Genomic DNA, 21,194 nt, shown 5'->3' with positions numbered 1-21,194 from the left:
GAGCGCATGACTTTGGGTGATGGCCTCTTGTCGGCTTCCGCGTCGCGGGAGCCGATCGCCGTGGTCGCCGCCGGCTGCCGCTTTCCCGGCGGCGCCGACGATCCCGAGGCCTATTGGCGGCTGCTGCGCGACGGGGTGGATGCGGTGGGACCGGTGCCCGCCGCCCGCTGGGGCGCTGAAGGCGCTGGCACGGGGCGCGCCTATTCCCATGACATGGCCTGCCTGGAGGGCATCGACGGCTTCGACGCCGCCTTCTTCGGCATCTCGCCGCGCGAGGCTTCTGCCATGGACCCGCAGCACCGGCTGCTGCTGGAAGTGGCATGGGAGGCGGTGGAACGCGCCGCCTGGTCGCCGCGCCTGCTGGCGGGCTCGCAAACCGGGGTCTTCATCGGCATCTATTCCGACGATTATGCCCAGGAACGGCTCTATCGCCGGGCGGCGGAGCAGATCGACGGCCATGGCGGGCTGGCGATGATGCGCAGCCTGGCTGCCGGGCGCATCGCCTATGCCCTGGATCTGCACGGCCCGGTGATGGCGCTGGATGCGGCCTGTGCCTCCTCGCTGCTGGCAATCCATCTGGCCTGTCGCAGCCTGCGGGACGGGGAGTGCGACCGGGCCTTGGCGGGCGGCGTCAATCTGGTGCTGTCGCCGGAGATCACCTTGGCCCTGTGCCAGATGAAGGCGCTGTCCCCCAGCGGGCGGTGCCGGACGTTCAGCGCCGATGCGGACGGCTTCGTGCGCGGCGAGGGTTGCGGCGTGGTGGCACTGCGCCGGCTCAGCGATGCGGTCCGCGACGGCGATCCGGTGCTGGCGGTGATCCGCGGCTCGGCGGTGAACCATGATGGGCGCAGCAACGGCATTTCCGCGCCCAACGGCACCGCCCAGCAAGACGTGCTGCGCGCCGCTCTGGCCGATGCCGGGGTTCCCGCCGCCTCCATCGGCTTTGTGGAGGCCCACGGCACCGGCACCAGTCTGGGCGACCCCATCGAATTGCGCGCACTGGGCGCGGTTTACGGCGCGGACCGCGCAGCGCCGCTGCCGGTGGGATCGGCCAAGACCAATTTCGGCCATCTGGAAGCGGCCGCCGGGGTGGCAGGGTTCCTGAAGGTTGTGCTGGCCCTGCTCCAGGGCGAGGTGCCGCCCAATCTGCATTTCACCGCGCCGAATCCCCATGTGGCGTGGGACTCCCTCGGCCTCGCGGTGCCCGTCGTGCCGCAGCCGTTTGCGGCCAGCGATGCGCCGTTGCGCGGCGCCATCAGCGCGTTCGGCATGAGCGGCACCAATGTCCATCTGATCCTGGAGGCGGCGCCGGAGCTGGACGATGCGCCGGTCCCGACCCGTCCCGGCTACATCGCCGCGCTCTCGGCCAAGAGCGAACCGGCGTTGCGCGCGCTGGCGCTGCGGCACGCGCAGGCCCTCGCCGCCATGCCCGACGTAGAGCCGGCGGCTGTGGCGCGGAGCCTGAACGCGGGCCGGGGCGCCTTCCCGATCCGGGCTGTGGTGCCGTTCGCGGATGTGGGCGCTCTGGTTCGGCAACTGGAGCATCTGGAGATCGCCCCGGTGCCGGCACGCCGGCCGAAGGTGCTATTTGCGTTCTCCGACGGCGTTGCGCTGCCAGCCGATGGCGGGCAGGCGCTCATGGACAGCACGCCTGCCTTCGCCGCGGCGGTGCACGCCTGCGCGGCCGCGGGCCTCGTGCTGGCAGATGGCGAAGCCCATGTGCGGGCCTTCGTGTTGGCTTACGCCCTGTCCGCGCTGTGGCGCAGCTGGGGTCTGGCGCCGGATCGGCTGACCGGGCAGGGCTCCGGCGAGGTGGTTGCAGCCTGCGTGGCGGGGGTATTGCCCCTCGCACAGGCCGGCCGCCTGCTCCAAGCCCGGCGCGCGGTGGCCACCGATGCCCCCGAGGCCGGGCGGCTTTCCTTCATGGCGACGGTGCGAAGCCTGGACCTGCGGGCCCCCGAGGTGCCGTTGGTGTCCGGCCTCCTGGGTCGGGAAATCGTCGCAGAAGCCACCAGCCCATCCTATTGGTGGGCGCAGCGGGTGGGGACCGTGGCGGACGTGCCAGCCGAAGCCGGGACGTTCACCATCGAGATCGCCCCCAGCGGTGCGCAATGGACGGACCTCCTGCCGCAGCTTGCCGCCGCCCATCTCGCCGGGCTCGATGTGGAGTGGTCGGCGGTGGAGGCGCCATGTCGGCGACTGGCGCTGGGCACCTATCCATTCGAGCGCGGGTCGTATTTCATCCCGCGCCCGGATACGGCGACCGTGTCCACGGAACGTGGGCTAGCGGGTCGCCGCATCGATGTGGCCGGGCGAGACGAGGTGCGCTTCACGCTTGATCTGGGCACTGACCGGCTGCGGTTCCTCCGTGACCATCGGTTTGCCGGTCGGGCGACCTTTCCCATGGCCGGGTTTGCGGAAATCGCCCTGCAGAATATGTCGCCCCATGGCGCGGCCGCAGGGGGGCATGACGGGTTGATGCCGTCTACCGGCCTGGGGATCGAGAACCTGGTGGTGCGGCATCCGCTGGTGGTGCCGGACGATGGCCCCCTGGAGGTGCAGAGCGTCATCACCCCGGAGGGCGGCTGGCAGCTTTTCGCCCGCGGCGCCGCGGGGATTTGGACGCTCCATGCCACCGCCCGGCTGGCAACGGCCGCGGTGCCGCCCGCCCCCCAACATCTGCCGGAGCCCGCAGCTGCCGCATCGACTCCAGGGGAGGTGGTCTATGGCGGGCTGACGCAGTTCGGCTTCGCTTATGGTCCGGCATTTCGCGGCTTGAAAGACTTCACCTTGGACGCGGACGGGGTGCAGGCCCATGTGGAGGCGCCGCCCGAAGCCGGTCCAAGCACGGATTATCTGCTGCATCCCGCGCTGCTGGATGCGTGCCTGGTGTGTTGCAGCGCTGTGCTGCCGCCACAGGAGCCCGGCTTCACCTGGATGCCCCAGGGCATCGATCGCCTGACGGTGTTCGTGCCATCCGCTCGCGCCGCCACCTGCACGCTGTGCCTCGGCGGCGACAGCACGGAGCGATCCTGTCGCATCGACCTGACCTTATGGGATGCCGAAGGACAGGCGGTGGCGCAGCTCGATGGCGCCGTCTTCGTCCGGGCCGCGCTGGGGACCGATGCGGTGGAGGATGAGGGCATCGGCACCCAGTCGGAGCTGCTCAGCCTGCGCTGGCACCGGGCGGAAATGACCGACGGGGGGGTGCCACGCGTGTTCGCGCTGCTGGGCGACCACGGGGAGAGCGTCCGCCATCTGGCGCTGGCACTTGCGGCGGGCGGACACCAGGTGGTGGAGATCCCCGTCGCCGCCTGTGCCACTGCAGATGCCTTGCGCGCTTGGATCGCCGACGCGCAGGCCGGCGCGCCTCAGGGCCGATGCCAGCTTGTCTATCTGGCCACCACCGTTGCCGATCCCGCCGCCCTCTCGGTTCCATCCGCTTATGTGGAGGTGCTGCGCCTGATCCAGGCGGTGGGCCACACCGGACATCGCGCGCCGCTGCGGCTGGATCTGGTGACGCGCGGCACACAGCGGGTGGGCAGCGAGCCGGTGACGGGCGTGGCCGAAGCGGGGCTCTGGGGCCTGTCGCGGGTCGCGGCCACCGAATATCCCGACGTGTCATTCACCCGCATCGACATGGACCCCGACGCCACCCAGCTATTGGCGGCGGAAATGGCGGATCTGGCGGCATGCCTGCTGACGGCGCCGCGCGGCGAGGACCTGGCGTTGCGGCGGGGCGTGTGCCTTGCGGCACGGCTGACGGCGGATCGCCCGCACGAACCGGACCAGGCCATCACTCTGCCGGTGTTCGACGGCCAGCCGCCGGGGCCGGGCGAGGTGATCATCGACGTGGTGGCCAGCGGCCTCAATTTCCGCGACGTTTTGCACGGCATGGGGCTGCTGACGGATTCCGCCGACCGCATGCCCTATGGCCTGGAATGCGCCGGGGTGATCGCCGCCATCGGCGCCGGGGTTGAGGGGCTGGCCGTCAACAGGCCGGTGATGGCCGGCCTGACCGTTGGCAGCCTTGCCGGCCGGGTGCGGGTGCCGGCGGCCTTCGTGGTGCCCAAGCCCGATCGTCTGTCATTCCGCGACGCGGCTACCCTGCCGCTGGCCTTTCTCACCGCCCATTATGCCCTTGATCACCTGGCCCGGCTGAAGCCGGGCGACCGGGTGCTGATCCACGCCGCCGCCGGCGGGGTGGGGCAGGCGGCAATCCAGGTGGCGCAGCGCGCCGGGGCGGAGGTCTTCGCCACCGCCAGTCCGGGCAAATGGCGCTATCTGCAGCGCCAGGGCGTGACGCATATCTTCAATTCCCGCACCACGGAGTTTGCTGCCGAAATCCGCCGCGTGACCGACGGGCGGGGCGTGGACGTGGTGCTGAACAGCCTCTCGGGTGACGCCATCTCCGCCAGCTTTGCGGCGCTGGCCGATGGCGGCTGCTTCATCGAGATCGGCAAGATGGGGGTGTGGAGCGACGATGAGGTGGCCGCGCTCGGGCGCGGCATCGCCTATCACCGCTTCGATTTGTGGGACATCAAGCGCGACGAGCGCCTGATCGCCGCCATGATGGCGCAGATGCTCGCCCGCCTCACCGATGGCAGCCTCACGCCGCTGCGCTCGGAACTGTTTGCCATCGAGAATGTGGGCGCGGCCTTCCAGCAGATGGCGCGCGCCCGGCATATGGGCAAGATCGTGCTGTGGCAGGCCGCCGGCGCCGCCAGCGACCTCATTCGCCCCGATGCCACCTTCCTGGTCACCGGGGGCCTGGGGGCGCTGGGCCTGCATGCGGCGGACTGGCTGGTGCGCCATGGCGCCCGCAGCCTCGCTCTGGTGGGCCGTCGCGCGCCGGGGCCGGACGCGGAGGCGATCCTGGCCGCGCTGCGAACGGCTGGAGCGCGGATCGAGGTCTTCCAGGCCGACGTGAGCGAACCGGCCGCTGTGGACCAGGTGATGGCCTCGGTGCGCGCCACCATGGCGCCGTTGCGCGGGGTGATCCATGCCGCGGGGGTGCTGGACGATGCCTTGCTGGTGAACCAGAGCGCGGCGCATCTCGCCACGGTGCTGGCGCCCAAATTGCGCGCCGCCTGGCTGCTGCACCAGGCGACCCTGGACGAACCCCTGGACCTGTTCTTCCTCTACGCTTCGGCCTCGGGTGTAGTGGGAACCGCAGGTCAGGCCAATTATGCCGCCGCCAATGCCGCCCTCGATGCCCTCGCCGAGCATCGCGCCAGCCATGGCCTTGCGGCGCAGGCCATCGATTGGGGTCCGTGGGCGGGCGCCGGCATGGCCGAGCACTTGGACAGCGGGGCCGGGAGCATCGGTCGGATTTCGGCGGTGGCAGGTGCGGCGGTGCTCGACCGCCTGCTGGTGCATCGCCCGGGCCATGTGCTGGCCATGCCGTCGGGTTGGGAGGCTGGCTTGATACCGGGCCGGCATCCGGTCGGGCTTCTGGCGGGTTTGGGAACGCAGGCGCCGGAGGACGGCGCGCCCGAGCCCGCGTCGGCTTTCCGCCGCCGCCTGGACGCCACCGCTGGACCCGAGCGTCTGCGCCTGCTGCGGGCCCATGTGCGCGCGCTGGTGGCCACGGCGCTGGAGTTCCCCGCACCGGAGGCAGTGGATGTGGCGCGGCCGCTGGAGGACATCGGCTTCGACTCGCTCATGAACATGGAGCTGAAGGCGGCGCTGGAGACCGATCTCGGCGTGTCCCTGCGCGCCACCCTGGCCTATGACTATCCCAGCATCGACGCTTTGGTGCGCCATCTCACCGAGGATGTGCTGCACTGGCGCGAGAGCGATCCGGAGGCGGCAGCGCCGGCACAAGGCGATGGCGAAGCCGAGCGCGCGCTGCTGGCTGAGCTGAACGCTCTGAAATATTGAAGGTGCTTCCATGTCCGACATGAACGCTGGCACCTCTGCGACCACCACCGAACGGGCCTTGCGCGCGATTCGCGACCTGCGCGCCAAGGTGGACACGCTGGAGCGCCGCCAGAACGAGCCGGTGGCGATCGTGGGAATGGGCTGCCATTTCCCCGGGGCGAAAGACCTCCACGCCTTCTGGGACCTGCTGCTGAGCGGCACCGATCCACTGGGGCCGGTGCCGGAGGATCGCTGGGACATCGCCAGCCTCTACAGCCCCGATCCGCAGGCGCGCGGCAAGACCGTGAGCCGGGAAGGGGGCTATCTGCCCGGCCTCGACACTTTCGACGCGAATTTCTTCGGCATCACCCCCCGCGAAGCCCCCTTCATCGACCCGCGCCAGCGGCTGATCCTGGAAACCGCCTGGGAAGCGCTGGAGGATGCCGGCATTCCCGCTGAGCGGTTGATCGGCTCGCCCACCTCCGTGGTGGTGGGCACGCTGACCAATGATTACAACCAGCTCATTACCGCGGATGATCGCTGGGTATCCGCCAGCACCGGCACCGGCACGTCCAACTCCATCATCGCCAATCGCCTGTCCTATGTCCTGGACCTGCGCGGCCCGAGTCTCACGGTGGACACCGCCTGCTCGGGATCGCTGCTGGCGCTGCATTTGGCCTGCCAGACCTTGCGCAGCGGGGAGGCCACGCTGGCGCTGTGCGGCGGGGTGGCGGTCAATCTGGTGCCGGCCCCCGACATCTGTTTCTCCCGCATGGGGGCGCTGTCGCCGCGCGGACGCTGCCACACCTTCGATGCCGCCTCCGACGGCATGGCCCGCTCGGAAGGGGCCGGCATGGTGGTGATGAAGCTGCTGTCGCAGGCGCAGGCCGATGGCGACCGCATCTATGCGGTGATCCGCGCCACGGCGGTCAATCACGACGGTCGCAGCAATGGCATCGCCGCTCCCAATGGGCAGGCCCAGGAGGCTCTGCTGCGGGAGGCCTATGACAAGGCGGGCCTCGCGCCGCACATGGTGCAATATGTGGAAGCTCACGGCACCGGCACCATCGTCGGCGACCGCATCGAACTCCAGGCGCTCAGCGCCGTGTTGGGCACGGGGCGCGCGCCGGACCGGACCTGCGCGGTGGGGTCGGTGAAGAGCAACATCGGACACACCGAGTCCGCCGCCGGCATTGCCGGCGTGATCAAGACGGCGCTGGCTCTCAAGCATCGGCTGCTTCCGGGCAATCTGCATTTCGAGACGCCGCATCCCGCCTTGGCGGAAGCGACCTTCCCGTTGGATGTGCGCACCAGCGCCGGGCCGTTCCCGTATCCGGACGCGCCGCTCATCGCCGGGGTCAGCGCCTTCTCGTTCGGCGGCGCCAATGTGCATGTGGTGCTGGAGGAGCCTCCGCTCGCGGCTCACGCCGTTGTCGCTGAGCCGCAGGCCCTGGTGCTACCGGTGTCCGCCCGCACGCCGGAGGCCTTGCGGGATCTGGCGCGGGCCTATGTGGGCTATCTGCGCGCCGCCGATGCGCCGGATTTGGCGGACATTTGCGCCACCGCCGCCCTGCGCCGGACCCACCACGCCCATCGCCTTGCCGTTGCCGGCGCCAGTTGCGCAGAGATGGCCGCCCAGCTGGAGGCCTATCTGGCGGACGAGGATGCGCCCCATGTCGTCATGGCCAGCCGGCGCGACGGCGCGCCCGATGCGCCGCTGGCGTTTGTGTTCTCGGGCCAGGGCTCGCAATGGCTGGGGATGGGACGCGATCTTTATGCCACCGCGCCGGCCTTCCGTGCGGTGGTTGATCGCTGCGAGACACTGTTCCAGGCCGAGGCCGGATGGTCGCTGATCGCCGAACTGAATGCGGCGCCGGAGGCCTCGCGCCTGGACGAGATCGACGTGGTGCAGCCGACGCTTTTCGCCCTTCAGGCGGGGCTCACCGCGCTGTGGCGTGACTTCGGCGTGACGCCGGACGTGGTGATCGGCCAGAGCATGGGCGAGGTCGCGGCGGCCCACGCCGTCGGCATTCTGTCGCTGGAGGATGCAGCACGGGTGATCCTCACCCGCAGCCGGTTGCTGCGCACCAAGCGCGGCGTCGGAGCCACCGCCGTGGTGGGGCTTCCGGCAGCCGAGGTCGAGACCGCCTTGGCCGGACAGGCGGACCGGCTCGGGGTGGCCGGCACCACTAGTTTTACCTCCACGCTGATTGCGGGCGATGGGGATGCCGTACGGGCCTATCTGGCGCAGCTGGAGGCGGCAGGCACCTTCTGCCGGCTGCTGGAAAATGTCGATGTGCCGGCCCATAGCCCGGCCATGGACAGCCTGCGGCCGCAGTTGGAAGCGGAGTTGGCGGGCATTGCGCCGCAGCCGGCGCACACCCGCTTTCTCTCCACCGTGACGGTGCAGGACGAGGCCGGCCCGAACCTTGGTGCCGCCTATTGGAGTCGCAATCTGCGCGAGCCGTTCCGCGTCGCCGATGCGGTGGCGCGACTGGCGCGGGAACGAGCCTATCTGTTCCTGGAAGTGAGCCCTCATCCGGTTCTGGTGGGCGCTGTGCGCCAGACCTTGCAGCATCTGGAGGCGGACGGCATCGCCTTTGGCAGCCTGGTACGCGAGATGGACGGGCCGCTGGCCATGGCCACCGCCTTGGGCAGCCTCTGGGTGCAGGGGCATGCGGTGGACTGGACGCAGGTGATGCCGGCGCACGCACGCTGCGTCTCGCTGCCATCCTATCCCTGGCAGCGCGAGCATTTCTGGGTGGACCAGATCGCTGCCGCTACAGGCGGCGCGGTCGGCAGCCGGCGGGCGGGAGGCCACCCCTTGCTGGGCACGCCGTTCGCGGCGGCACAGGGGGGGCGCCAGTTCTGGGACGGGGAGATCGACACCGCCAGCCTGCCGTGGCTGCGGGACCATGCCCTATCGGGCGTCCCGGTTCTGCCCGGCGCCGCTTATCTGGAGATCGCGCTGGCGGCAGCCCGGCAGGCGCTACCCTGGCCCGACGTGACCCTGACGGACGCCAGTTTCGACAAGATGCTGCTGCTGCCGGAGGGCGAAAGCCGGCGCGTCCAGGTGTGCCTCACACGTACCGGCGGCAAGGTCGCGTCGGTGGAGATCCTGAGCCGTCCTGCCGCGGGCGACGAGGACTGGAGCCTGCATGCGCGCATCGGTGTGCGGGGCGACGGGGCGGCGGCTCCGGAACGGGTCGAGATCACGCCGGAAGCCGGCGTGGCGGTGTCGCTCGCGGACTTTTATGGGCGGTTTTCCGCCGGTGGGCTCGACTATGGCCCCATGTTCCGGGGCGTGCGCGCCCTGCGCAGCAGCACTCGCGGGGCGTGGGCGGAATTGGGCTTGCCGGACGGCACCCTGGATGCCCGCTTTCGGCTGCATCCGGCGCTGCTGGACAGCGCATTCCAGGTGGTGGCCGCCATTGGTCGTGAGGCCGGCGCCGCAGGCCCGGTGTACCTGCCGCAGGGCGTCGGGGCGATTTCGGTGTTCGCGGGGGCTCCAGCGCGGGTGTTTGTGCGGGCGGTGCTCACCGGCGATGCCGTGCCCGGCGCCCCAAGCCTGTCTGCAGACCTGACGCTGCATGACGGCAATGGCACCGTGCTGGCCAGCATCACCGATTTGCAACTGCGCCGCGTCGATGAGATCCGCCCGGCCGCCGAGCCGCGTTTGCGCGACAGCCTATATGCTCTTGAATGGCACGCTCTTCCGCGCCCGGACGGCACGGTGATGCCCGATGCCGCCGGCCTATGGCTGCTGGCCGGGCCGCAGGGCGCACTGGCGGACACCGTGGCGGACGCCCTGCGACAGCGGCGCGGCGAGGCGCGTGTGGTTGCCCAGACTGCCGACCTCGCGGCCGAGATAGCGGCTGCGGGGGACGCCTTGCGCAGTGTGGTGCTGCTCGGCGCCGGTGGCGGCGACACTGTCCCCGATGCGGTCTATGACGCGGTGGCCATGCGGGCGCTCCCCGCAGTCCACTCCCTGGTGGCACGTGGGGAACGGGCGCGCCTGTTCATCGTGACCCAGGGCGCGATCTCATGCGGCCTTGCTGATCCGGCGCCCCATTGGGCGGATGCGCCGCTCTGGGGTTTTGGCCGGGTGGTGGGCATCGAGCATGGCGAGATCTGGGGTGCCCAGATTGATCTCGACCCCGCCAATGGGGCCGGCCAGGGTGAGGCCTTGGTGGACGAATTGCTGGACCTTGGGGAAGACCGTGAAATCGCCCTGCGCGGAAGCCAGCGACTGGTCGGGCGATTGGCGCGCGTGCCGAAGCCGGGGCCGCCGCCGGAGCCGGTGCTGCTTCGCCCCGATGCCAGCTACCTCATCACCGGCGGCCTCACCGGCCTTGGCCTGGAGACCGCGCACTGGATGGTCGCGCGCGGGGCGCGGCGGTTGGTCATCATCGCCCGCACCCCGCTGCCGCCGCGCGCCACATGGGCGGCATTGGCCCCGGATACGGGTGAAGGCCAACGGGTCGCGGCGGTTCGCGCCTTGGAAGCATTGGGGGCCTCCGTGCGGCTGGAGGCGTTCGACGTGGCGGATGAAGGCCGGCTGGGCGCGTTCCTCACCGCCTATCAGGACGAGGCCCATCCGCCGATCCGCGGCGTGATCCATGCGGCGGGCGTGATCCAGGACAGCCTGCTCTTGCGCATGACCTCCGCCGACGTGGCCGCGGTGATGCGGCCCAAGGTGGCCGGGGCCTGGGCGTTGCACCGGCTGACGGCGCATCTGCCGCTGGATTTCTTTGTTCTGTATTCGTCGGCCTCCTCCGTCCTGGGACAGGTGGGGCAGGCCAATTACGGCGCCGCCAATGCCTTCGAGGATGCCTTGGTCTGGCATCGCCGGGCACAGGGCCTGCCGGCCACGAGCATCAATTGGGGGCCTTGGGCGGAAATTGGCCTGTTCGCACGGCTCGGGCTGTCCGAGCGCGCTGGGCTGGCGGGCATCGCCGGCATCACGCCGACGCAAGGGATGGCAGCGCTGGAGCACATCCTGGCGCTGGGCACCGCGCAAGCCGTGGTTCTAAATGCCGATTGGGCGCTAGTGCCGCAGAGCCCGCGCCTGTCGCTCCTCCAGGCGGTCGTCGAAACCGGAATGGACGCCGATGTCACCGGGGACGGGCTTGCCGATCTGTTGCTGATGGACCCGGCCACACGGCAAGCGGAGCTTCGTGCCCGGCTCGGACAGATCGTGGCCGGCGTGCTGCGGTTCGATCCGGCCAAGCTGGATCATCGCCGTCCGCTGACCACCCTGGGCATGGATTCCATCATGGCGGTGGAAATCCGCAACCGCATCAAGCGCCAGTTCGAGTTGACGCCGAGTATCGTCGACCTGTTCACCGGCTCGGTGGCCAAGCTGGCGGACTGGCTGGAGGAAGAGTTGGGCCTCGATGCGCGCCTGGCCGCCTTGCTGGATGAAATCGAAGACTTGCCAGCATCAGAGGTCGAGGCGCTGCTCGCGTCCGAGCAGAGGGTCGCGTGACCATGAACATCGAAGACCGCCTCGCGCAATTGTCACCGCAGCAGCGCGCCCTTCTGGCCCGCCGGCTGGGACAGAAGGCGCAGGCCGCCGCCGCTCTGCGCGTCGCGCCCCAGCCCCGCGACGGACGGCGGTTTCCGCTGTCGTTTGCGCAGGAGCGCTTGTGGTTCGAGCATGTGTTGGACCCCGACAGCCCGGCCTATAACGAGGCCGTGGTGCTGCGCGTGCGGGGTCCGCTGCACCTCGCTTGGCTCACCGCGGCGTTGGACGATCTGGTGGCGCGCCACGAGATCCTGCGCACCGCCATCGTGGCAGCGGGCGAAAATGCGGAGCAGGCCATCCTGCCCGCCGCGCCGGTGCCATTGACCCGGCTTGACCTCGCCGGGGCCGACGCGGTGACCGTGGATGCGGCCATCCGGGGCGAGATCCGTCGTCCGTTCACGCTCGCCACGCCGCCGCTGCTGCGTCTGTCGGCATTGGCCGTAGGGCCGGATGAGCACGTCATCGTGTTCGTGGTTCACCACATCGTATTGGACGGCTGGTCCGCCGCCGGTCTGTTCCGCGACATCTTCGCCGCCTATGGCGCGCGCCAGCGCGGCGAGAGCCTTGCGCCCGTCACGGCAAGTGTCGCCTATGCGGATTTCGCCGTCTGGGAGCGCGCCCGTTTCGCTAGCGGCGCCCTGGATGGGGAACTGGACTACTGGCTCCGCCACCTTGCGGAGGCCCCGCCGCCGCCGGCCTTGCCGCTGGATCGGCCGCGTCCGGTCGTGCGCAGCGCAGCGGGCGGGCGGGTGGTGTTTCGCTGCGATGCCGCCCTGACCATTGCCGTGCGGGCCCTGGCCCAGCGCTGCGAGACCACGGTGTTCGCCACCCTGGCGGCGGCTTATGCTGTGCTGCTCGCACGCACCTCCGGGGTCGATGACGTGATGCTCGCGGTGCCCAGCACCACCCGCGATCTGCCGGAACTGGAGAGTGCGGTCGGGCTGTTCATCAACACGCTGGTGCTGCGCCTGCAGGTCGATGGGGCACAGGCGTTCACCGAGGCGCTGGCGGCGGTGCGCGATTGCGCCATCGAGGCCCGCGCCCATCAGCTCTATCCCTATGAACATCTGGTCGAGCATCTGCGCCGGGCCGGCGATCTGGGGCCGGTGCCGCTCACCGCGCTGATGTTCGACGTGCAGAAGCTCCCCACGGGCATCGCTCCGACGGGCCTGGAGATCGATTATCTCGATATTGATCCGGAGATCAGCAAATTCGATCTGGGCCTCTCCATCAAGGACGAGGGTGACGCCCTGGTCGGCACCTTCGAATATGCCGCCGATCTGTTCGACCGCGCCACCATTGATGGCCTCGCGGAGCAGTTCCTGACGTTGCTGTCGGACTGTGTCGCGCGGCCCGAGGCGCGAGTCTGCGACCTCGCCCTGATGTCCGGGGCCGCGGCTGCCGCAGCCCTGCGCGCCGGCATCGGCCCGGCGTTGGATATCGGGCCGGAGCGTCCGCTGCATCATCTGTTTGTCGCCCAAGTCGCCGCGACCCCGGACGCGCTGGCGGTGGTGTGCGGGGAGGACAGCCTCTCCTATGCCGCGCTGGAAGCTGCCGCCAACCGCCTGGGGCACCGCTTGGTGAAATCGGGTGTCCGCCCCGGCGACAGTGTCGTCTTGCAATTGGACCGTTCGGTCGAGCTGGTCGTCGGCATATTGGGGATTCTCAAGGCCGGTGCGGCCTATGTGCCGGTGGATATGCGTTGGCCGTTGGCCCGGCAGGCCAGCATCATCGCTGCCTGCGGTGCGCGGGTCGTGGTTGGGGGAGGCGAAGGTGAGGGAGCGCCCGAGGGCGTTCTGCGCTGCGCCCCCTTGATCGCGGATGAATCGGCGACGGCACCGGATGTCCGCGTCTGCGTCCAAGATCCTGCCTATGTGCTTTACACCTCCGGCTCCACCGGCGCCCCGCGCGGCGTGATCGTGAGCCACGGAGCGGTGGTGAACCTGTTCCACGCTCTGCGCGAGACGGTCTATGCCGGTCTTGGCAGCACCTTGCGGGTGGCGGTCAACGGACCGGTGGTGTTCGACACCTCGGTGAAGCAGATCATCCAACTGCTGGGCGGGCATACGCTGGATGTGATCCCGGAAGCGGTGCGCACGGACCCGGCGGCCCTGGTGCCCTATCTGGGCGCCCATGGGGTGGAGGTGCTGGACGCGACCCCGACCCAATTGGCCATGCTGCTGGCGGAAGGCCTGCTGAGCGGCGGCGCGCCCGCGCTCAAGGCGGTGCTGGTGGGCGGCGAGCCCATCGATGGCGCGCTGTGGGCGGAGTTGGCGGCGCAGCCAGGCGTGCGCGCCTTCAATCTCTACGGCCCGACGGAATGCACCGTCGATACCACCTGGGCCGAGATCAAGGGACCGTTCCCCCATATCGGCCAAGCGCTGCCCAATGTGCGCACCTATGTTCTAGACGCCGCGCAGCGCCCGGTGCCGGCTGGGATGCCGGGCGAACTTTATGTCGGCGGGGCGGGTGTGGCGAAGGGCTATGTGGATGCCCCGGATCTGACCGCAAGCCGCTTTCTCTCATTGCCGTTCGATCCCGCGCCGGTCTATCGCACCGGGGATCGGGTTCGCCGCCGCGCAGATGGCAGTCTGATATTTCTTGGCCGGGCGGATGAGCAGATCAAGCTGCGGGGTTATCGCATCGAGCCGGGCGAAGTGGTGGCTGCGCTGAAGCGGAGCGAGGGCGTGGTCGACGCCGCCGTCGTGGGGCACGGCGAGGGCGCGCACCAGCGGCTGGTGGCCTATGTGGTCGTCGATGCGGCGCGCGCGCCAAAGGTGAACGGCCAGCCGCGCCACATCCTGCCCAACGGGCTGGCAGTGGCGCAGCTGAACCGCAATGAGACCGATTTCCTCTATGAGGAAATGTTCGAGCTGGAAGCCTATTTCCGCCATGGGGTCGAGTTGCGGGCCGGCGATGTGGTGTTCGATGTGGGCGCCAATATCGGGCTGTTCACCTTGTCCGCCCATCTGGCGGCGCCCGGCGTCACCATCCATGCCTTCGAGCCGAACCCCACTGTGCATGCGATCGCCACCGCAAATGCGGGCCTCTATGGCGTTACGGCCAAGGTGCATAATATGGGGCTCTCGGGCGAGCCCGGCACCGGCGTCTTCACCTTTTATCCCGGCTTCTCCTTCCTCTCCGGCCTGCATGCGGATCGCGCGGCGGATGCGGACGTGGTGCGCTCCTTTGTGCGCAAGCACGACGGCGACACCGGCGAGGCGTTCGAGCCGGCCTTGCTGGAGGAGTTGCTGGACGACCGATTGGCCAGCCACACCCTCGAGGTGACGTTGGACACCCTGTCCAACGTCATGGCCCGGGAGGGGATCACCTGTATTGATCTGTTGAAGATCAATGTGGAGAAGAGCGAGGCGCAGGTGCTTGCCGGCATTGCCGATGCGGATTGGCCGAGGATCCGCCAGGTGGCCCTGGAACTGCACGACATGGACGGGCGGCTGGACGCGGTTCTGAGGCTGCTCAGGGTGAAGGGCTTCACCGTGACCGTGGAGCAGGACTGGCGCCTGGAGGAGAGCGCCAAGACCAATTACTATCTCTATGCCCATCGCGGCCCGCGCCCCGGCGCCCGTCCCCCCCGCGCCCCGACCGTTCCCATGCTGGACGCGGAGCGGCTGCGCGCCGATCTGGCGGACCGCGTGCCGGACTATATGGTCCCCGCCGACATCGTCTTTCTCGACGCGCTGCCCATGACCGTCAATGGCAAGCTGGACCGGCGGGCATTGCCGGCGCCGCCATCCGGTGCGGCGCAGATGTCCGAAACCCCGCGCACCGAGACCGAGCGCCGCCTCGCGGCCCTTTGGGCCAGCGTCCTGCATCGGGATGCGGTGGGTATCCATGAAGATTTCTTCCGCATCGGCGGGCATTCCCTGCTGGCCACGGTGCTGATGGCGCACGTGCGCACCGCCTTCAACGTGGCCCTGCCGCTGCGCGTCTTGTTCGAGGCGCCCACGGTGGCGCGCCTGGCCGCGCGCCTGGATGCTGAACCGGCCGCGGCGGACAGCGACGCGGCGCCGGTGGCAGCCCTGCCGGAGCTTGTTCCTGACCCGGCCACATGGCACGAACCCTTCCCCCTGACGCCGATCCAGGAAGCCTACTGGATGGGGCGCACCGCCACGTTCGAACTGGGGCAGGCGGCGACCCAGATCTATCTGGAACTGGAGCAGGTGGGCTGGGAGCTGCCACGCATCGAGGCCACTTGGAACCGTCTGGTGCAGCGGCACGACATGCTGCGCGCGGTCATCCTCAGCGAGGAGCGCCAGCAAGTTCTCGCCCAGGTGCCGTACTATGCCATCGCCTGCGCCGATTTGCGTGGCCGCCCCGCCGCCGAAGTGGAGCGCCACCTCCAGAGCGTGCGCGAGACCATGAGCGGGCAGACCTTGCCGGCGGACCGCTGGCCGCTGTTCCAGATCCGCGCCACACAGATGGATGACGGCAAGGTCCGTCTGCATGTGGGTGTCGATGCGCTGATCGCTGATGCCGCCAGCCTGTTCCTGCTCTTCGACGAATGGCGCCGGGGCTATGAGGCGGGTGGGGAGACGCAGCCGCCGCTGGCCATCGGTTTCCGCGATTATGTGCTGGCCGAACGCGCCCTGCACCAGGGCAAGCTCTATCAGGCCTCGCAACGCTATTGGTTCGACCGGCTCGACAGCCTGCCGCCGGCGCCCGAGCTGCCTGTGGACCGCGCTGCTGCCGCCGCCGTGGACAAGCCCCATTTTGTGCGCCGGTCGCGGCGGCTGTCGCCGGCCGCCTGGGCGGCGCTGAAGGACCGCGCGGCCAAGGCCGGCCTGACGCCCTCGCTGGTGCTGATCGCCGCTTATGCGGAGGCGCTGGGCACATGGAGCGCCAGCCCCCGCTTCACCTTGAACCTCACCACCTTCAATCGTCTGCCGCTGCATCCGGATGTGGTGGGGCTCATGGGTGATTTCACCACGCTCACCTTGCTGGAGGTGGATCACTCCGCGCCCGCCCCCTTCCTGGAGCGCGCCCGCGCCCTTCAGGGGCGGCTGTGGGATGATCTGGAGCATCGCTACATCAGCGGCATCGACGTGTTGCGCGCTCTGGCCCAGCGCCGCCGCAGCGGCGTCTCGGCGCTGATGCCGGTGGTGTTCACCAGCGCTCTCGAAATCGACCCTGCCGGCCAGGAGAGCCAGCGCTTCGGCGAAGTGATCGAGAGCGTGTCGCAGACGCCGCAAGTGTGGCTCGACCATCAGGTGATGGAGTGGAACGGCGCTCTGGTGCTCAATTGGGATGCGGTGGAGGACATCTTTCCTGCCGGGATGCTGGACGATTTCGCCCAAGCCCATGGCGATCTGGTGGAGCGCCTCGCCACCTCAGACAGTGCCTGGAGCACCTGGCAGGGCAACCTCACCCCGGCGGCTCAGCTCGCCCAGCGCGCCGCCATCAACCAGACCCAGGAGACGTTTCCGCCGCACCGCCTGGAGGCGGGATTCCTCGCCCATGCGGTGGCGCATCCCGAGGCGGCGGCGGTTATCACCGACCGCCGCACCCTGAGCTATGGCGAACTGCTGCGCCGCGCCGTCGAGATTGCCGTCCTGCTGCGGGCGCGCGGCCAAGGCTCCGGCACGCTGGTGGCCGTGGTGATGCGCAAGGATTGGGAGCAGATCGCGGCAACGCTGGGCATCCTGATGGCCGGTGCGGCCTATCTGCCCATCGATCCCGATTTGCCTGCTGAACGGCGGGACTATCTGCTGCACCATTGCGACGTGACCATTGCTTTGACGCAGTCCGCCGTGGATGTGGGGCTGGCATGGCCCGTTGGGATCGAGCGTATTGCGGTGGATCTCTTGGCGGGGCAGGGGGGCGACTTGGCCGGTTTGTCCGGCAGCGTGGGTGCTCTCCCCCTGGATGATCTGGCCTATGTGCTGTTCACTTCGGGCTCCACCGGCGTGCCGAAGGGGGTGATGATCAGCCAGCGGGCCATCGCCAATTCCATCGCCGATTTTACCCGCCGCTATGGCTTTACGGTCCACGACCGCACCTTCGGCCTGTCGGCACTGGGCTTCGACCTGTCGGTATTCGACATCTTCTGTCCGCTCTCCTCCGGTGGCGCCATCGTGCTGCCCGATGCGGACAAGCTGCGCGACCCCGCCCATTGGGCGGATCTGGCCCGCCGGCATTCCGTCACGGTTTGGCAGTCGGTGCCGGTGCTGATGCAGATGCTGGTGGAGGCGCTGGAGCCGCGCCGCGATCTGTGGCCGCAAAGCCTGCGCTGCGTGGTGATGAGCGGCGACTGGATTCCGGTCTCGTTGCCGGATCGCATCCGCGCCTTTGATCCCGGCGTCGCCGTCCATGGCCAGGGCGGCGCCACCGAGACGTCCATCAATGCGGTGGTCTATGCCATCGGCGCAGTGGACCCGTCCTGGCGCTCCATTCCCTATGGCAAGCCGTTCGCCAACCAGACCGCCCACATTCTCGACGCTGTGCTGGAGCCGTCGCCCATCTGGGTGCCCGGCGAACTCTATATCGGCGGCGTGGGCCTGGCCGAGGGCTATTGGAAGGACCCGGAGAAGACCGAAGCGGCCTTCATCCGCCATCCTCGCACCGGCGAACGGCTCTATCGCACCGGTGATTTCGGGCGCTATCTCCCCGATGGCAACATCGAGTTCCTGGGCCGCCGCGATACGCAGGTCAAGGTGAACGGCCACCGTATCGAATTGGGCGAGATCGAAGCCGCGCTGGCCCAGCATCCGCAGGTTGAGAGCGCCGTCGCGGCGGCGCCGGCCGATGGGCTGGGGCAGCGCCGGCTGGTGGTCTATGTGGTGCCGCGCCGCGACGAACCGGATGCGGAGCCGGGCGTCGAGTTGAGCACCGAAGGCGTGCTCAGCGATCCCATCGCGCGGGTAACGTTCAAGCTGAACCGCCATGGCCTGCCCGATGTGGCTCCGGATGCGCAGAGCATCCCGCTTCCCGGCGGCGGCTTTGATGCCGAGCGGCGCGCCGCATGGCTGGCGCGTCAGAGCTTCCGGCACTTCGTCGGCGAGATCATCGCAGCGGAGCGGCTCGGGGCGGTGCTGGGGGCGCTGCAGGAACTGCCCATGGACGGAGCGCCGCTGCCGAAGTTCCGTTATCCCTCCGCCGGCAGCCTCTATCCGGTGCGGGTCTATGTGGTGGTCAAGGACGGGCGCGTCGCCGGTCTGGCCGGTGGGGCCTATGTCTATAATCCCAGCGCCCACCGCCTTGTGGCTGTCGGCCCCGAGGCGGCGATGGCACCGCTCTATCCCGGCCCCAACCGGCCGCTGGTGGAGGCCTCGGCCTTCTCGATCATCCTGGTGGGCCGGCGCGCGGCGGTGGAGCCCATGTACGGCCCACTGTGGCGCGATTTCTGCCTGCTGGAGGCGGGCTATATGGGCCAGTTGCTGTCCTCCGCCGCGCCTGCGGAACAGATCGGTCTGTGCGCCCTCGGCTTCCTGGCCGATGCGCCGGCCCGCGCCCTGCTTCACCTGGATGCGGCCGACGTGGTGCTGCACAGTTTTGCCGGCGGCGGCATCAGCGCGGCGCAACTGGAGAGCTGGTCGCCGGAGGAAGTGCCGCAGCAGGGCCTGACGGCGGACGCGGTGCGGGCGTTCCTGCGCGCCAAGCTGCCTGAGTACATGGTGCCGTCCAGCGCGGTGTTCCTCGATGCCCTGCCACTGAACGCCAATGGCAAGGTGGACCGGGATGCGCTGCCGCGCCCCGATGCCGCCATCCCCGTGGCGGAGGCCGGCGCGGCGCCGGCATCCGAGGTGGAGAAGACCATCGCCGGGGTGGTGGAAGGGGTGCTTCAGCAGCCCACCTTGGGCCTCGACAGCAACTTCTTCGACCTTGGCGCCAATTCGGTTCATCTGGTGCAGATCCATCGCAAATTGCAGGAGGCGCTGGGGCGCACCTTCCCGCTGGTGGATCTGTTCCAGAACCCCTCCATCCGCCGCCTGGCTGTGTTTCTGGACGGGGGCGCGGGCGAACTCGACACCGACGACATCGTCGCGCGCGTCGAGCGGGCGCGACAGGACCGCAGCAAGCGCCTGGCCCGCCGCCGCGGTGCCGGGGCGGACACATTTTCAGAAGCGGAAACGGCATCATGAGCACCGAACCCCTGGACGGCATTGCCATCATCGGCATGAGCGGGCGGTTCCCCGGCAGCCGCGACATCGGGCAATTCTGGCGCTCGCTGCTGGAGGGCAAGGAAAGCATCACCCACTTCACCGACCAGGAATTACTGGACGCCGGGGTTCCGGCGGCGGTGCTGCGCCAACCCAATTATGTGAAGTCCGGTTCCTATCTGGACGAGATCGATCTGTTCGACGCGGCCTTCTTCGGCATCAGCCCGCGCGAGGCGGAACTGATGGACCCGCAGCAGCGGCTGTTCCTGGAACACGCCTGGCTGGCGCTGGAAGACGCCGGCATTGTGCCTGAGCGGTTCGGCGGCGAGATCGCCGTGTTCGGCGGCGCCAGTTTCAGCACCTATGGGCTGCTGCATCTGCGGGCCGAGATCGGCCATGTGGGCAGCCTTGAGACGGTGCTGGGCAACGACAAGGACTATCTCGCCACCCGCGTCTCGTACAAATTGGGCCTGCGTGGGCCGAGCGTGAGCGTGCAGACCGCCTGCTCCACCTCGCTCACCGCCGTGGCCATGGCCTGCGACAGCCTGCTCAATCTCCAGGCGGATGTGGCGTTGGCCGGCGGCGTGACCGTGAAGTTGCCGCTCAAGAGCGGCTATGTGTTCGAAGAGGGCAGCATTCTGTCCCCGGATGGCCGCTGCCGGGCATTCGATGCCAAGGCGAGGGGCACCATCTTCGGCAGCGGCGTTGGCGTGGTGGCGCTGAAGCGGCTGGAGGATGCGGTGGCCGATGGCGATCCCATCCATGCGGTGATCCGCGGCTGGGGCGTCAACAATGACGGCGACCACAAGGTCGGCTTTTCCGCCCCCAGCGTGGACGGGCAGGCCCGCGTGATCGCCACCGCACTGGCGCAGGCGGGCGTCTCGCCCGACACCATCGGCTATGTCGAAGCCCACGGCACCGGCACCCCTTTGGGCGATCCCATTGAGGTGCGCGCGCTCACCCGCGCCTATGGTTCCGGTGCCAAACGCACGGCCAAGTGCGGCATCGGCTCGGTGAAGACCAATGTGGGCCATCTGGAATCGGCGGCGGGGATCACCGGCCTCATCAAGGCGGCGCTTGCCGTCAAGCACGGACGGATCCCGCCCAGCCTCAATTTCGAGACCCCGAACCCCGAGATCGACTTTCCCGCTACCCCGTTCCAGGTGGTGGACCGGCTGACCGACTGGGATGGGCAGGGCCGTCCCCGCCGGGCGGGGGTGAATTCCTTTGGCATGGGTGGCACCAATGTCCATCTGGTGCTGGAGCAGGCGCCCGCAGTCGCGGTCGCGGTCCCGGAGATGGAGCGTCCGCAGCATCTCCTGGCCCTGTCCGCCCGCAGCGAAGCCGCCTTGCGCGATCTCGCCGGTGCTTATGCCGATCATGTGGCGCTGGCCGGGGCCGAGGCCGCGCTGGGGGACATGGCCTTTACCGCCGCCACCGCACGCCGGCATTTTTCGCATCGTCTCGCCGCGCAGGCCCGCACCGCCGAGGACTTGGCCTCTCAGCTCAAGGCCTTCGCCGACGGTAGCGCCACTGAGGGCGTGGGTGAGGTCGGCGCGGGCCCGGCGCCGGAGATCGCCTTCCTGTTTTCCGGCCAGGGCGCGCAATATGCCGGCATGGGCCGGGAGCTTTACGAGACCTCGCCGCGCTTCCGCCGCACCCTGGACCGCTGCGCTGCCATTCTGGCG

The 21,194-nt window shown here is 69.3% G+C and carries 4 protein-coding genes; all 4 read left to right on the top strand.

Annotation, left to right across the window (positions count from 1 at the left end; all coding sequences use genetic code 11):
- The first annotated feature begins 6 nt into the window (after nt 1–6).
- Nucleotides 7–5,883 (top strand): SDR family NAD(P)-dependent oxidoreductase, encoded by a 5,877-nt coding sequence (locus tag AAG816_RS19645; RefSeq protein ID WP_341991368.1) that lies wholly within the window; start codon nt 7–9, stop codon nt 5,881–5,883.
- A 10-nt stretch (nt 5,884–5,893) separates the two neighbouring features.
- Nucleotides 5,894–11,350 carry a type I polyketide synthase gene (locus tag AAG816_RS19640; protein ID WP_341991367.1) on the top strand — a complete coding sequence of 1,819 codons (5,457 nt, stop codon included), beginning with the start codon at nt 5,894–5,896 and terminating at the stop codon, nt 11,348–11,350.
- A gap of 2 nt (nt 11,351–11,352) precedes the next feature.
- Nucleotides 11,353–19,488 (top strand): amino acid adenylation domain-containing protein, encoded by an 8,136-nt coding sequence (locus AAG816_RS19635; protein ID WP_341991391.1) that lies wholly within the window; start codon nt 11,353–11,355, stop codon nt 19,486–19,488.
- Nucleotides 19,485–21,194: type I polyketide synthase (locus tag AAG816_RS19630; RefSeq protein ID WP_341991366.1), on the top strand; the 1,710-nt coding region annotated here is incomplete at its 3' end. The genes AAG816_RS19635 and AAG816_RS19630, both read left to right, overlap by 4 nt.

The sequence above is a fragment of the Azorhizobium sp. AG788 genome, assembly GCF_943371865.1.
Lineage (GTDB): Bacteria > Pseudomonadota > Alphaproteobacteria > Rhizobiales > Xanthobacteraceae > Azorhizobium.
Note: the sequence above shows the minus strand (reverse complement) of the source record. Positions and strands in the feature narration are given on the sequence as shown.

Excerpts from the sequence above, each read along its gene's own strand:
- AAG816_RS19645 (WP_341991368.1), top strand. The coding sequence starts at position 7 with ATGACTTTGGGTGATGGCCTCTTGTCGGCTTCCGCGTCGCGGGAGCCG.
- AAG816_RS19640 (WP_341991367.1), top strand. The coding sequence starts at position 5,894 with ATGTCCGACATGAACGCTGGCACCTCTGCGACCACCACCGAACGGGCC.
- AAG816_RS19635 (WP_341991391.1), top strand. The coding sequence starts at position 11,353 with ATGAACATCGAAGACCGCCTCGCGCAATTGTCACCGCAGCAGCGCGCC.